Source organism: Tatumella terrea (assembly GCF_039523755.1).
In the GTDB taxonomy this organism is placed as follows: Bacteria; Pseudomonadota; Gammaproteobacteria; order Enterobacterales; family Enterobacteriaceae; genus Tatumella; species Tatumella terrea.
In genome coordinates, this window is the sequence record NZ_BAAAFX010000006.1 from 212,559 (window position 1) to 226,260 (window position 13,702).

The 13,702-nt window shown below is 52.8% G+C and carries 13 protein-coding genes; 9 read left to right on the top strand and 4 right to left on the bottom strand.

The window, feature by feature from the left end; genetic code table 11:
• Window positions 1-184 precede the first annotated feature (184 nt).
• A complete protein-coding gene (locus ABD035_RS04015) occupies window positions 185-451 on the top strand; it encodes a DUF2583 family protein (RefSeq protein ID WP_212712390.1) in 267 nt (88 codons plus the stop codon).
• 127 nt (window positions 452-578) lie between these two features.
• Here the strand turns inward: ABD035_RS04015 and prs are convergent, their stop codons facing one another.
• The 3 genes from prs to lolB all read right to left on the bottom strand — a co-directional run bounded on the left by prs (window position 579) and on the right by lolB (window position 3,123).
• Window positions 579-1,526: a ribose-phosphate diphosphokinase gene (gene prs, locus ABD035_RS04020; RefSeq protein ID WP_025901877.1), complete on the bottom strand. Its 948-nt coding sequence runs from the start codon at window positions 1,524-1,526 to the stop codon at window positions 579-581.
• A 125-nt stretch (window positions 1,527-1,651) separates the two neighbouring features.
• Window positions 1,652-2,506 (bottom strand): 4-(cytidine 5'-diphospho)-2-C-methyl-D-erythritol kinase, encoded by an 855-nt coding sequence (ispE, locus tag ABD035_RS04025; protein WP_343867892.1) that lies wholly within the window; start codon window positions 2,504-2,506, stop codon window positions 1,652-1,654.
• Window positions 2,503-3,123 (bottom strand): lipoprotein insertase outer membrane protein LolB, encoded by a 621-nt coding sequence (lolB, locus tag ABD035_RS04030; RefSeq protein ID WP_212712637.1) that lies wholly within the window; start codon window positions 3,121-3,123, stop codon window positions 2,503-2,505. Before lolB ends, ispE begins: the two co-directional genes overlap by 4 nt.
• A gap of 218 nt (window positions 3,124-3,341) precedes the next feature.
• Here lolB and hemA point away from each other — a divergent pair, with 218 nt between their 5' ends.
• Genes hemA through kdsA form a run of 6 tightly spaced genes read left to right on the top strand, consistent with a single transcriptional unit; the run spans window position 3,342 to window position 8,663 of the window.
• Window positions 3,342-4,598 carry a glutamyl-tRNA reductase gene (hemA, locus tag ABD035_RS04035; protein ID WP_212712392.1) on the top strand — a complete coding sequence of 419 codons (1,257 nt, stop codon included), beginning with the start codon at window positions 3,342-3,344 and terminating at the stop codon, window positions 4,596-4,598.
• 42 nt (window positions 4,599-4,640) lie between these two features.
• Complete coding sequence (gene prfA / locus ABD035_RS04040; RefSeq protein WP_212712393.1) at window positions 4,641-5,723, top strand: peptide chain release factor 1; 1,083 nt, start codon at window positions 4,641-4,643, stop codon at window positions 5,721-5,723.
• Window positions 5,723-6,571 (top strand): peptide chain release factor N(5)-glutamine methyltransferase, encoded by an 849-nt coding sequence (gene prmC / locus ABD035_RS04045; RefSeq protein ID WP_343867897.1) that lies wholly within the window; start codon window positions 5,723-5,725, stop codon window positions 6,569-6,571. Before prfA ends, prmC begins: the two co-directional genes overlap by 1 nt.
• A gap of 1 nt (window position 6,572) precedes the next feature.
• The gene (locus tag ABD035_RS04050; protein WP_212712395.1) at window positions 6,573-6,965 is read left to right on the top strand and encodes a SirB2 family protein; all 393 of its coding nucleotides are present in this window, start codon (window positions 6,573-6,575) and stop codon (window positions 6,963-6,965) included.
• A 2-nt stretch (window positions 6,966-6,967) separates the two neighbouring features.
• Window positions 6,968-7,777 carry an invasion regulator SirB1 gene (sirB1, locus tag ABD035_RS04055; RefSeq protein WP_212712396.1) on the top strand — a complete coding sequence of 270 codons (810 nt, stop codon included), beginning with the start codon at window positions 6,968-6,970 and terminating at the stop codon, window positions 7,775-7,777.
• 31 nt (window positions 7,778-7,808) lie between these two features.
• On the top strand, window positions 7,809-8,663 hold the full coding sequence (gene kdsA, locus ABD035_RS04060; protein WP_343867900.1) for a 3-deoxy-8-phosphooctulonate synthase: 855 nt from the start codon (window positions 7,809-7,811) through the stop codon (window positions 8,661-8,663).
• 85 nt (window positions 8,664-8,748) lie between these two features.
• Here kdsA and chaA read toward each other — a convergent pair whose 3' ends face one another.
• Window positions 8,749-9,840, bottom strand: coding sequence for a sodium-potassium/proton antiporter ChaA (gene chaA / locus ABD035_RS04065; protein ID WP_343867902.1), 1,092 nt, complete (start codon window positions 9,838-9,840; stop codon window positions 8,749-8,751).
• Window positions 9,841-10,319: 479 nt separating this feature from the next.
• On the opposite strand from chaA, the gene ABD035_RS04070 reads away from it, so the two are divergent.
• Both ABD035_RS04070 and ABD035_RS04075 read left to right on the top strand, forming a co-directional pair.
• Window positions 10,320-10,991, top strand: a complete 672-nt coding sequence (locus ABD035_RS04070) for a gamma-glutamylcyclotransferase (protein WP_343867904.1) — start codon at window positions 10,320-10,322, stop codon at window positions 10,989-10,991.
• Window positions 10,992-11,142: 151 nt separating this feature from the next.
• Window positions 11,143-12,567 carry a YchO/YchP family invasin gene (locus tag ABD035_RS04075; RefSeq protein ID WP_343867906.1) on the top strand — a complete coding sequence of 475 codons (1,425 nt, stop codon included), beginning with the start codon at window positions 11,143-11,145 and terminating at the stop codon, window positions 12,565-12,567.
• Window positions 12,568-13,702 lie beyond the last annotated feature (1,135 nt).

Consider the following 13,702-nt stretch of genomic DNA (forward strand, 5'->3'; position numbering starts at 1 on the left):
TCTGCCATTATTCCAAACCCCTAGTTTACTGTGTGTCGCGCCGGAGTACAAAGGTCTGTGCCGAAAGCACATAATGTTCATTTTATCGCTTTTTCGTGATCTGTGTTGCAGTGTGTCTTAACGTTGTTAATTAAAATTTTATTTAACGGTTCAACGTTTTCCGCAGAAGGATGGGGGAATTGTCATGAAACACAAACAATCACTGTTGATCGGCAATGTATTGATGGGGGTCGGGATGGTCACCATGCTCGGCGGTATCGTTGCCGCGGTAATGAATCAGCTACCGTCGATGCATCTGTCGGAACTGGCCACCGGGGGCGCCGTCTTTGCTATCTTTCTCGGGGCGTTATTGTGGCTGACCGGCGCGCAGGTCGGGGGCAGAGAAAAAGTCTGTGACCGGTATTTCCTGTTACGTTATAACGGCTGTCGCCTGCATCCGCGTCATAAGTAACGATCACGGGGTGTCCTGTCGCCGTCAGCGGGCAGGGCAGACCCGGGGTAATGATGCCAGGCAGCGGATGGCCGGCATAAAAAAACCGGGCCTGATGGCCCGGTTTTTTACCTCTGATGATGCAGGATTAATGCTCGAACATCGCAGAGATAGATTCTTCGTTGCTGATACGGCGAATCGCTTCAGCCAGCATGCCGGATAATGTCAGAGTACGGACATTCGGCAGGGCTTTGATTTCCGGTGACAGAGGAATAGTGTCACAGACCACTACTTCATCAATCACGGAGTTACGCAGGTTTTCCAGTGCATTACCGGAGAAGATCGGGTGGGTTGCATAAGCAAAGACACGCTTAGCACCACGATCTTTCAGGGCTTCAGCCGCTTTACACAGCGTGCCCCCGGTATCGATCATATCATCCACCAGAACGCAGTCACGACCGGCAACATCACCGATGATATGCATCACCTGTGAAACGTTAGCCCGCGGACGACGTTTATCGATAATCGCCATGTCGGCGTCGTTCAGCAGTTTTGCGACGGCACGCGCACGAACCACACCACCGATATCCGGAGAAACCACGATAGGGTTTTCCAGGTTCAGCTGCAGCATATCTTCCAGCAGGATCGGGCTACCGAACACGTTATCCACCGGGACGTCAAAGAAGCCCTGAATCTGTTCTGCGTGCAGGTCTACTGTCAGTACGCGGTCAACACCGACGCTGGACAGGAAATCAGCCACAACTTTCGCCGTAATAGGGACACGGGCAGAACGAACGCGACGATCCTGACGGGCATAACCAAAATAAGGGATAACGGCAGTGATCCTGCCGGCGGAGGCACGACGCAGGGCGTCTACCATCACCACCAGTTCCATCAGATTATCGTTAGTCGGAGCGCAGGTGGACTGAATGATAAAAATATCACCCCCGCGCACGTTTTCATTAATCTGCACACTCACTTCACCGTCACTGAAACGGCCAACAGCGGCGTCCCCGAGGTTAGTGTATAGGCGGTTGGCTATGCGTTGCGCTAGTTCCGGGGTGGCGTTACCAGCAAAAAGCTTCATATCGGGCACGAGAAAAACCTCAGGCTTTACGTCCAGAGAACTCCCTGCGCTGTGTCACAGGGAAGATTCACACAGGTGTATAAATGCGATACGTGCAGTATCTGGAACAGGTGATACTGTCACGCACACGCTGATCACTCAGATAAGCGTTTTTGCAGCGGCGAAATATTCATTCCACGGGCAACAAAGGCGGTTATCCATTCAGGAGCGAGTTCAAGGACCCGACGGGCAGCTTCCTCTGTGTCGAATTCGGCAAACACACAGGCACCTGTCCCTGTCAGGCGCGACGGCGCGTATTCTAACAGCCAGACGAGCAATTCATCAACCTTACGAAAACGTTTTCTTACGACAGCTTCACAATCATTGTGCCAGGGTTCATCCATAAGCTGGTTTAATGAGCGCCGCGGAGTGTCACGGGTCAGGTCGTGATCACCAAATACCGCCGGGGTAGGGATACTGACGCCCGGGTGGGCGACCAGGTACCATTTCTCCGGCGGGCTGGCGGGGTGTAACCGCTCCCCGACACCTTCAGCAAAGGCAGCATGGCCATCGATAAATACCGGCACGTCCGCGCCTAACTGCAGACCGAGTGCCGCCAGCGTCTCAGCAGAATAGCCACATTGCCATAACCGGTTCAGGGCGACCAGCACGGTAGCCGCATTCGACGAGCCCCCCCCCAGTCCGCCACCCATCGGGATCCGTTTTTCAATCGAAAACCCGGCCCCGGCAGAGGCATCAATACGCTGGTCGGCTAAAGCGGTCGTTTTCAGTAACCGTGCCGCCCGCAGGATCAGGTTATTTTCATCCTCCACCTCAGCAAACGGGGTATGCAGTGTCAAAGTCCCCCGCTGGGTGACCTCAATCGTCAGCGTATCGCCAAAGTCCAGAAACTGAAATAAAGTCTGTAATTCATGGTAACCATCGGCACGCTGACCGGTGATATACAGAAAAAGGTTCAGCTTCGCGGGAGAAGGCCAGGTCGTGATCATTGCAGTTTCCAGCTATCCATACGCAGTTTAATTCTCAGGTTGCCGGCCGTCAGCTCCAGGTCGGCCGGCAGAGCAGGGGTGACATCCTGTTTGTAGTCATTGATCGTCACATGCCAGGTCTGGCCGTCCTGCTGATAGGTGGCGGTACGTAGCTGGTAGTGATCATTGAGAGTAAAGCTGTCAGCGGTACCCGGCAGGCCCAGCATCCATTGACGCAGATTCTCCAGCGGAATATTCATGCCGGTCAGCTCAGAAATCATCTTAGTGGCATTGTTGCTGATATAGCGTTTGCCGGTATTGTCTACCAGTTGCACGGTCTGTCCCTGGGTATCCAGTTGCATTTCGGTACTGCCCAGCGGGTTGGTCAGGATCAACCGGTAGCGGTCACTGGCACTCTGTTGCCAGTTATAACGTGCATAGACGTTCTGTCGCTGTGAGATATAAGCAAAGGCACCCCGGGTCTGGAAAGCCTGCACCTGTTTCACTTCATTGACGTGTTGTTTCCATTGGGGAGAATCAGGGCTTTTGCCCGGTCCCTGTGATGGCAGGGTGGCACAGGCACTTAATAACAGACTGGCCAGAGGCACTAAAAAGGCTCCCCGGCGAAGGTTCAGTATACTCACGTAGTCGTCTCCCTGGACATGATATTCTTACAGCATAACGGTTAACGCTACAGCCATGCTATTTAACCGTCAATGCTATTCAGGGATTATTCCTGGTCTTCGGCATAATCTTATTACTGTCTTAGCTTTTGTATGGCTTTTCTTGATCTGCTGCATCTTGTAGAATAACTCTATAACCCTGACATTATTGGGACAACCCAACCAGAATTGCCATGACGCTTCTAGCACTCGGAATCAATCACAAAACGGCACCCGTCGCTCTGCGCGAACGGGTATCTTTTGGGCCGGACACACTTGATAAAGCGCTGGACAGCCTGTTATCACAGCCACAGGTCGAAAGTGGCGTGGTACTCTCAACCTGCAACCGCACCGAGCTCTACCTCAGTGTCGGTGAAAATGAGGATATTCAGGAACAACTGGTCCGCTGGTTATGCGACTACCACCAGTTACGGGAAGACGATGTCCGTCAAAGCCTTTACTGGCATCAGGACAACGCAGCCGTCAGCCATCTGATGCGTGTCGCCAGCGGGCTGGATTCGCTGGTGCTGGGCGAACCGCAAATTCTGGGGCAGGTTAAAAAGGCGTTTGCAGAATCGCAACGTGGTCATGTGCTGAGCAGTGAACTGGAACGCATGTTCCAGAAGACGTTCTCGGTGGCAAAACGGGTGCGTACAGAGACCGAAATCGGCGCCAGTGCCGTTTCGGTAGCCTTCGCTGCCTGTACTCTGGCACGTCAGATTTTTGAATCCCTCTCGTCAGTCAATGTCCTGCTGGTCGGTGCCGGTGAGACCATTGAGCTGGTGGCCCGCCATCTGCGCGAACACCAGGTCAAAAAACTGATCATCGCTAACCGTACCCGGGAGCGTGCACAGGTGCTGGCGGATGAGGTGGATGCGGAAGTGATTGAAATCGGCGAACTGACTTCCCGTCTGCAGGACGCGGATATCATTATTTCGTCCACCGCCAGTCCGTTACCGATTATCGGTAAAGGGATGATGGAAAGGGCGCTGAAAGCCCGCCGTAATCAGCCCATGCTGCTGGTGGATATCGCGGTTCCCCGTGATGTGGAACCTGAAGTGGGCAAACTGCCGAATGCCTATTTATATACGGTTGACGATCTGCAAACCATCATCGAGCAGAACATGGCCCAGCGTCAGGCCGCTGCCGTGGAGGCAGAAAGCATTGTCGTTTATGAAAGTGGCGAGTTTATGTCCTGGTTACGTTCTCAGGCGGCGGTCACGACCATCCGTGATTATCGCTCTCACGCGGATCTTATTCGTGAAGAGCTGGAGTCCCGTGCCCTGCAGGCCTTACAGCAAGGGCAGGATGCGACTAAAGTGCTGCACGACCTGGCACATAAACTGACAAACCGTTTGATCCATGCCCCGACCAAATCCCTTCAGCAGGCAGCCCGCGATGGCGATGGCGAACGCCTGCAAATTTTACGCGACAGCCTCGGCATTGAATAATGCCGGGTTGCCCTTTTCAGTTATTGGATAAACCTCAAATACATGAAGACATCAATTGTTGCTAAACTCGAAGCGCTGCAGGAACGTCATGAAGAAGTGGAAGCGTTGCTGGGTGATGCCGGCGTTATCTCCGACCAGGAGCGTTTCCGCGCCTTATCGCGTGAATATTCACAGCTGACTGATGTGACCAAATGCTTCCGTGAGTGGCAGCAAGTTCAGGAAGATATCGACACCGCAACCCTGATGCTGGATGACCCGGAAATGCGGGAAATGGCCTCGGAGGAATTACAGCAGGCCAAAGCCCAAAGTCTGGTGCTGGAACAGGACCTGCAGGTCCTTTTACTGCCGAAAGATCCTGACGATGAACGTCCGTGCTTTGTCGAAGTCCGTGCCGGTACCGGCGGCGATGAAGCGGCACTCTTTGCCGGTGACCTGTTCCGTATGTACAGCCGTTATGCTGAAACCCGCCGCTGGCGGGTAGAGATTGTCAGCGCCAGTGACGGTGAACACGGCGGTTATAAAGAAGTGATCGCTAAAATCGTCGGTGACGGTGCTTACGGACGACTGAAATTTGAGTCCGGCGGTCACCGTGTTCAGCGTGTGCCGGAGACCGAATCGCAGGGGCGTATCCACACCTCGGCCTGTACCGTGGCCATCATGCCGGAAATCCCGGACGCCGAATTACCGGATATCAATCCGTCGGATCTGAAAATCGATACCTTCCGTTCTTCCGGCGCAGGCGGACAGCACGTTAACACCACCGACTCGGCCATCCGTATTACCCACTTACCGACCGGCATCGTGGTGGAGTGTCAGGACGAGCGTTCACAGCATAAAAACAAAGCGAAAGCCTTGTCGGTGCTGGGCGCACGTATCCATGCCGCCGAAATGGCCAAACGTCATGAAGCGGAAGCTTCTGCACGCCGTAACCTGCTGGGCAGCGGTGACCGTTCTGACCGTATCCGTACCTATAACTTCCCGCAAGGCCGTGTGACCGACCACCGTATCAACCTGACTATCTACCGTCTGGATGAAACGATGGAAGGGAAACTCGATAGCCTGATAGAGCCTATTGTTCAGGAATATCAGGCCGATCAGCTGGCCGCACTGGCAGGCCAGGACTAATGCTTATACGTGAGTGGCTGACACAGAGCCGGAGTGTTTTAGCTCAGAGTGACAGCCCGAAACGGGATGCTGAAATATTGCTGGGCTTTGTGCTCGGCAAACCCCGCAGCTGGATCATCGCCTTTGACGATACCCGGCTGACGGATGCCCAGTTATCCACGCTGGCGGGGCTGTTGCAGCGTCGCCAGGCAGGGGAACCGGTGGCACATCTGCTGGGGGAACGTGAATTCTGGTCGTTGCCGTTAAAAGTGAATAACAGCACCCTGATCCCCCGGCCGGATACGGAAGTTCTGGTTGAAGTCGCACTGGAGCTTATCCCCCGTACGCCCTCGGCAGTGCTGGATCTGGGAACCGGTACCGGGGCTATCGCACTGGCGCTGGGCAAAGAGCGGGCAGATTGTCAGGTTACCGGAGTGGATCGTATTGCAGAAGCGGTGACCCTGGCGCAGGAAAATGCGGCCCTGCTGGCGCTGGAAAACTGCCGGTTTCTGCAAAGCCACTGGTTTGATGCCCTGGCCGCTACCCGTTTTGACCTCATTGTCAGTAACCCCCCGTATATTGATGCGACAGATGAACATCTCCGGCAGGGGGATGTGCGTTTTGAGCCGCTGAGTGCGCTGGTCGCCGACGAAGGGGGACTGGCAGATTTACGGATTATTATCGATAAGAGCCGTGACTGGCTTCTTCCGGGAGGCTGGCTGGTACTGGAACACGGCTGGCAGCAGGATGCAGCGGTCAGAACATTACTGACAGACGCCGGATTCAGCCAGGTGAACACACGCCCTGATTATGCGGGCAACCCCCGTGTTACCTATGGCCAGACTATTAAACCGACTACAATGAGCTGATATGTACACTCTTTTTCCGTTAGTTAAATCTATTCATCTGCTGACAGTGTTTATCTCTGTGGCCCTTTTTATTCTGCGCTTTTACTGGAAGGCGGCACATTCTGCAATGTCAGACCGCCGCTGGGTAAAAATAGTGCCACATATTGTTGATACCTTTCTGTTACTGAGCGGCATATTGCTGGTGCTGATCACCCATCAGTATCCGTTCACCGAAGGCAACGGCTGGCTGACCGAAAAACTGTTTGCCGTGGTGCTGTATATCGGCCTCGGGTTTATCGCCTTCGGACGCCGGCAATATTCATTGCCGGTCCGGAGCGGGGCCTTTATCGCCGCGCTGATAATGGTCGGGATCATTGTCACCCTGGCAACGCAAAAAATGCTGCTGGCGGTGTAATCATGAGTACGACGACTGCATACGATTTCAGTGAATGCTCACTGTGTGAAGCCATGATGACGGTGATGGCCGGGGTTCGCACTGATTTCCCGACCGTGGAAATTCGCACCCGGCTGGCAGAAATGGTGGCTGAGGCCAGAGAGCACGTCTCAGCCGATGCTGACCAGGAACAGCAACTTAAACAGCTGATGGACCTCTTCTATCGGGAATGGGGTTTTACCGGGGCCAGCGGTATTTACCGTTTATCTGATGCCCTGTGGCTGGATAATGTGTTAAAAACCCGTCAGGGTACGGCAGTTTCTCTTGGCGCTTTATTACTGTTTATCGCCGGCGAACTGTCATTACCTCTGCTGCCGGTCATCTTCCCGACCCAGCTTATCGCGAGAGCCGACTGGGTGGACGGAGAGATGTGGCTGATCAATCCTTTTAACGGGGAGACACTGGACGAGCATACGCTCGACGTCTGGGTGAAAGGCACATTAGGGCCGACCTCCGGATTATATGATGAGGACCTGGATGAGGCAGATAATGCCACCGTGGTCCGCAAAATGCTGGATACGCTGAAAGCCTCGCTGATGGAAGAACAGCAACTGGAACTGGCCTTACATGTCAGTGAGGTCTTGCTGAATATGGATCCGGAAGATCCTTACGAAATTCGTGACCGGGGCCTGATTTACGCACAACTGGAATGTGAACATATTGCGCTGAATGATTTAACGTATTTTATTGAACAGTGCCCTGAAGATCCGGTCAGTGAGATGATCAAAGTCCAGATCCACGCGATTGAGAATAAACAAGTGACGTTGCACTGAGCAGCGCATCAGTAACTATAGGAACAACAGTATGACAGAAAAAGTCGTCGCCATCGGTGACATCAACGTAGCCAATGATCTGCCGTTTGTGTTGTTCGGCGGTATGAACGTGCTGGAGTCCCGCGAGCTGGCCATGCGTATCTGCGAACATTACGTAAAAGTGACAGATAAGCTGGGTATTCCTTATGTGTTTAAGGCCTCTTTTGATAAGGCAAACCGTTCTTCAATTCATTCTTACCGTGGCCCGGGCCTGGAAGAAGGGCTGAAGATCTTTGCTGAACTGAAAGCTGCTTTTGGCGTAAAAATCATAACTGATGTGCATGAAGCGGCACAGGCTCAACCGGTCTCAGAAGTGGTGGATGTGATCCAGCTTCCGGCCTTTTTAGCCCGTCAGACAGACCTGGTTGAAGCGATGGCAAAAACCGGGGCCGTTATCAACGTTAAAAAACCCCAGTTTATCAGCCCGGGTCAGATGGGTAACATCGTCGATAAATTTGCTGAAGGTGGTAACGAAAAAGTTATCCTTTGTGATCGCGGCAGTAACTTCGGCTATGACAATCTGGTGGTCGACATGCTGGGCTTTAATGTGATGAAGAAAGTCTCCAATAATTCCCCGGTGATCTTTGACGTAACCCATGCCCTGCAGACCCGTGATCCTTTCGGTGCCGCCTCCGGTGGCCGTCGTGCCCAGGTGGCTGAACTGGCCCGCGCCGGGATGGCCGTCGGAATTGCCGGTCTGTTTATTGAAGCGCATCCGGATCCGGTTAACGCCAAATGTGATGGTCCTTCGGCATTGCCGCTGGATAAACTGGAGCCTTTCCTGGTGCAGATGAAAGCCATCGATGATGTGGTGAAATCTTTCCCGGTGCTGGATACCAGCAAATAAGCAGGGCTTCAGGTATAAAAAACGCTGTCAGATGACAGCGTTTTTTTTGCATGATTCCGGACGATAACGCGGCTTTTGCAGCGATCTATAGCATGATGGTAATCAGATAACCGACAAACAACGCCAGATGGGCGGCACCGTTCAGTACGTTGGTGCGACCGGTCGAAAAGGAAATCTGACTCAACAGCAGCACACTGCACATGATAATCATCTGTGGGGCTTCCAGCCCGAAAATCAGTGACTGACCGGTGATCACCGAAATCAGTGTGACGACCGGCACGGTAAGCGAGATGGTGGCCAGTACCGAACCGAAGAAAAGGTTCATCGCCCGCTGAACCTGGTTTGCCAGTACCGCTTTTATCGCTCCCAGTCCTTCCGGAGAGAGGATCAGTAAAGCAATCAGGAACCCGGTGAACTGTTGTGGTGCGTGTAAATCTCCCAGCAACTGTTCGAGGACCGGCGCATTCATTTTAGTGACGCTGATCACCGCGACCAGGTGGATGACCAGCCACAGACCATGCCATCCGCTGCTGTGGGCAGACGGCTTACCGTGATGCGGGTCGCCGTCATCGCTCTTGTCCTCATGCTCATAGATAAACAGGTTCTGATGGGTTTTGGTCTGTATCAGCAGGAAAACGCCATACATCGCGGCAGAGACCAGGGCAATAAGCAGTGACTGTCCGGTACTGAAGTTACCGCCAGGTAAGGCGTTCGGGAACACCAGCACCATAATAGCCAGCGGGAAAATGGCAATCAGATACTGCTTCACCCCCGCCAGATTGACGTATTGGGTGGCAAATTTACGGCCGCCGAGCAGCAGAGCGAAACCGACCAGCCCGCCGGTCACAATCATGATGATGGAATACAGCGTATCCCGCATCAGGCCTGGCGTGGCACCCCCGGTCGCCATCAATGCAGAAATCAGGCTCACTTCCAGAATAACGACCGACAACGTCAGGATCAGCGAACCAAAGGGTTCCCCCAACCGGTGTGCCAGTACGTCAGCATGACGCACCACACTGAACGCGCTACTCAGGATAGCGACAAGTGTCAGCAGGTTGATAGCAATGACAAGAGGTAATGAAGTCTGATGACTAAAAAACCAAAGTACTATCAATGCCACTATCGGGAAAATAAGAGAATACTCCGTGTGTCTGGTTTTTTCATGCGCTGGCATTCTGTTTCCTCACGCGTTAAAAATGAACTATCTTTTCAGGAGGTCAGGCTTCGGGTAAAGCGGTTGGGGAATCGTAACTTTCAATAATCTTATCATTTATTTCCGGAATTGATATATTTTTTTACATCATTTTACTTTTTTAATGCGAATCTCTGTTTTTTAAGGGTTACTTTTTCTAACTCTATGTTTATTAATTTATTTTTTACAAAATTAATCATGTCTTTATAGGGGGGTATTGATGTAGGTTGGCATTCTCAGACGGAGTTATGGGGTCAGATTGTCTTTAGTGTGGCCTGTTGGGTGTTTTTCAGGGTTGTTCCTCCTGATGAACTGCAGCAGAAGCTCAATGAATGTTCAATGAATCTTATTTTCCGTCAGGATAAAGAGTTATTATTTGTGAAGCACTTCACATAACTAGCTGTTTGCTGTAATCATAACACCGGGTTTCACTGAAAAAGCAGAGCAAGAAGGGAGGGAATGTGCTGACCCGGGATTTTTTGATTAATGCTGATTGCCAGTCCTCGTTTGGCAGTATCGAACCGCATCTGTTACTGAGTACAGAACAGCGGAAAGCCTCCCTGAGCCGTTTTCTGGCAGAACTCCCTCCACGACAGCCGATTTGGGTCTTTGGTTACGGGTCACTGATGTGGAATCCGGTGCTGGACTATAGTGAAGTACAAGCGGCACAACTGGACGGGTGGCAGCGTGCCTTCTGTATCCGTCTGATTGCAGGGCGGGGGACCGGTTGTACTCCTGGCCGTATGCTGGCATTAAAAGCCGGAGGTCAGACGCGTGGGCTGGTATTTCGCCTGAATGAGACGACCAGTGCCACTGAACTGGAATTACTCTGGAAGCGGGAAATGATCACCGGCTGTTATTGCCCGCGCTGGCAGACAGTGACACTGGATGATGGCCGTGAAATCACTGCCCTGGTTTTTACCATTAATACCGAGCACCCTCTCTACGAACCGGATGACTCGCCCGCCATCGTAGCGCCACTGATCGCGGCGGCACGCGGTCCGCTCGGGACGAATGCCCGTTATCTTTATGACCTGGTCAACAGTCTGGCTGCCCTTGGCGCACCGGACGAAAAGCTGAGTACACTGGCCTCGCAGGTCAGGGAACGTTCTCCGGAGCAGGACACGCCCTGATAGACTGCCAGAGAGACCCTTGTGCAGAAATTGTGCTGAACGTTATACTTCAGGCAGGCTATGATATACTGACCCTTAACACTTACCCGAGTACGCAGGTTGTGAATCGCCAGTTAATCTTTTTACCTACCGGAAGCTGTTGATATTATTTATGCCCTTAAACAGATCCCGTATCCTCTGTTGTTTCGTCACATTGCTGCTTGCAGCGCACGTCACCGCCCGGGCCGACAGTGACACAACACTCTCTGAGACGCCGTTCGATGATGCTGCAGCCCGCTTTGCTAAACAAGCAGACCAGCTACCGGAACTTGGTAGCAGTGCGGGAAGCAACGATTTTTCCCGCCAGCTGGCGGAGATAGTTCAGGGGATTGCCGCCGCAAATGACAGTGACACCGACACCAGTCTCGGACACAGCGCCGGGCTCTGGGCGTTTGATCATTTCCGCGACCAGCTCGGGAAACGACTGAATCAGGAGAGTCAGTCGCTGCTGTCACCTTATGGTCACGCCAGTGTAAATCTGAATGTCGATGTGGACGGGAATTTTGACGGTACCTCAGCCTCATTGCTCAGCCCGCTGGCAGAAAATGATCGTTACCTGACGTTCAGTGAGGTCGTTCTGAGCGAAAGTACGCCCGGGACGACCGGCAGTGTCGGCCTGGGGCAACGCTGGGGCCAGGGTAACTGGTTGTTCGGGTATAATGCCTTTCTCGACCATTTGTTTAATAAACAACTGAACAGGGCATCGGTCGGTTCTGAGGCCTGGGGAGATTTTCTTCGTTTCTCCGCGAACTACTATCAGCCGCTGTCCGGCTGGCGTGATGTGAACGACACTCAGATGGCGCGTATGGCACGCGGATATGATATTAGCAGTCAGGGGTATCTGCCGTTTTACCGGCAACTCGGCGTCACGGTGAGCTGGCAGCAATATCTTGGGGATAATATCGATGCCTTCGATAGCGGTAATTATTACCACAATCCCTCCGCGCTTTCTTTAGGTGTCTCCTATACACCGGTACCGCTGGTAACGTTCTCGGCCAGCCATAAAACCGGCACCGGCGGGGAGAGTCAGGACCTGTTCGGTCTGAAGCTGAATTACCATTTTGGCGAATCGCTGCGTGAACAGCTTTCGCCGGATGCAGTGGCGGCGGCCCGTTCACTGCGGGGTAGCCGCTTTGATGTTGTCAGCCGTAATAACAGTCCGGTGCTGAGTTACCGTAAACGCAGTTCACTGAGTGTCTTCCTCGCGACACCGCCGTGGCAGTTATCCGCAGGAGAGAGCCTGGTACTGAAACTGCAGGTGACCCCGGATAAGAATATTAAATCGGTTCACTGGGAAGGCGATACCCGTGCCCTTAGCCTGACACCGCCAGCCGATGCTTCCGGTACCCAGGGCTGGAGCATTATCATGCCGGCATGGAGTAATGACCGGGGGGCGACCAATGAATATCACCTCGCCGTCACGGTGACCAATAATCATAATACGGCGACTTCCAATACCATTACGCTAAAGCTGACACCGCCGATGCAGCTGGATGATACGGTGAATCCTGATCAATATGATCTGATGGCACCGTAAACCGAAGTGACCGCCCGGCCGGAGGTACTTTCCGGCGGGTGGTCCTGAAACACTTCTCCTCTCTGCGCGTCAAAGCTGCCGGAGGTTATCTTCGCTACTGGCTGTTTACTATTGGTGATTCACCTGCGGCAGCACTCAGCACATACATCGCCCGGTTCAGCGCTGACCCCGGAAAGACGTATCAGGCAGACTGTATACCTGACCTGCGATCCGGGGCCGTACATTTATTGATTTATCTATGGGTTCGTCCGGCTCCGTATCGGCGACCTTTGACAGAAACATCATTTTATCAATGAGTTATTTACTAATCCATTAGTCGACCGTGACTCCTTTAAGGGAAGGGCTTCGGGTTTCACTCCAGTCTGCTCTGCGGACCCGCCTGATAATATTTACGCAGCCCGCTGTCCGGCTAATCGGCTGTCACCCCTGATAGTACGGTGACCGGCGAGAACCTGCTGACAGGTGTGCTGACTTATCATGACAGCCTCTGCGTTCACGACATTTCTCCGGCCGTGACTCCTTTAAGGGAAGGGCTTCAGGTTTTACTCCTGTCTGCTCTGCGGACCCGCCTGATAATATTTACGCGGCCGGCTGTCCGGCTGCCATGCATGACGGCTCAGTCACCGCCAACAGGTTACCGGCCGGTAACAGACCTGCACCGGGTTCACCGGCATAAGCGCATTCGTTCCGCCCGGCAGACAGGCGATGTTCTGCTACGGGGCATTCTCCGGGACGGCGCGCACTCTCTGCACCTTTTTGGTTCACCATTCCCTCGTTCGGGCTGTTTTCTGCCCCCCGGGAGTGCGTTGCTATGACTGGTTATTCCTGAGAGTGATAAAAATCACAAAATAAATAATTTTTTCGCTTTTTGCATAAATCCGCTTTCCCGGAGAGGATGAGTCTTATGCTGTCAGCGGTCTATTCATTTTTTATTCATTAAAAGTGAATAGCGGAGTGGTGTAACTTATTGATTTATTTTATGGCTGATAATTTTATGCATTTTCATCCCGCTCTGGCACGTTAACTGCAATCTACACTTACTGCAGCCAGCCTGAGGCTGAAATTTAAATAATCGTTTTTGATATTCAGTCCGGAGATCCTGATGAGACAACCTATTCGCTGTAAAAAACAGAGC

Excerpts from the sequence above, each read along its gene's own strand:
- ABD035_RS04015 (WP_212712390.1), top strand. The coding sequence starts at position 185 with ATGAAACACAAACAATCACTGTTGATCGGCAATGTATTGATGGGGGTC.
- ispE (WP_343867892.1), bottom strand. The coding sequence starts at position 2,506 with ATGATCACGACCTGGCCTTCTCCCGCGAAGCTGAACCTTTTTCTGTAT.
- hemA (WP_212712392.1), top strand. The coding sequence starts at position 3,342 with ATGACGCTTCTAGCACTCGGAATCAATCACAAAACGGCACCCGTCGCT.
- prfA (WP_212712393.1), top strand. The coding sequence starts at position 4,641 with ATGAAGACATCAATTGTTGCTAAACTCGAAGCGCTGCAGGAACGTCAT.
- prmC (WP_343867897.1), top strand. The coding sequence starts at position 5,723 with ATGCTTATACGTGAGTGGCTGACACAGAGCCGGAGTGTTTTAGCTCAG.
- ABD035_RS04050 (WP_212712395.1), top strand. The coding sequence starts at position 6,573 with ATGTACACTCTTTTTCCGTTAGTTAAATCTATTCATCTGCTGACAGTG.
- sirB1 (WP_212712396.1), top strand. The coding sequence starts at position 6,968 with ATGAGTACGACGACTGCATACGATTTCAGTGAATGCTCACTGTGTGAA.
- kdsA (WP_343867900.1), top strand. The coding sequence starts at position 7,809 with ATGACAGAAAAAGTCGTCGCCATCGGTGACATCAACGTAGCCAATGAT.
- chaA (WP_343867902.1), bottom strand. The coding sequence starts at position 9,840 with ATGCCAGCGCATGAAAAAACCAGACACACGGAGTATTCTCTTATTTTC.
- ABD035_RS04075 (WP_343867906.1), top strand. The coding sequence starts at position 11,143 with ATGCCCTTAAACAGATCCCGTATCCTCTGTTGTTTCGTCACATTGCTG.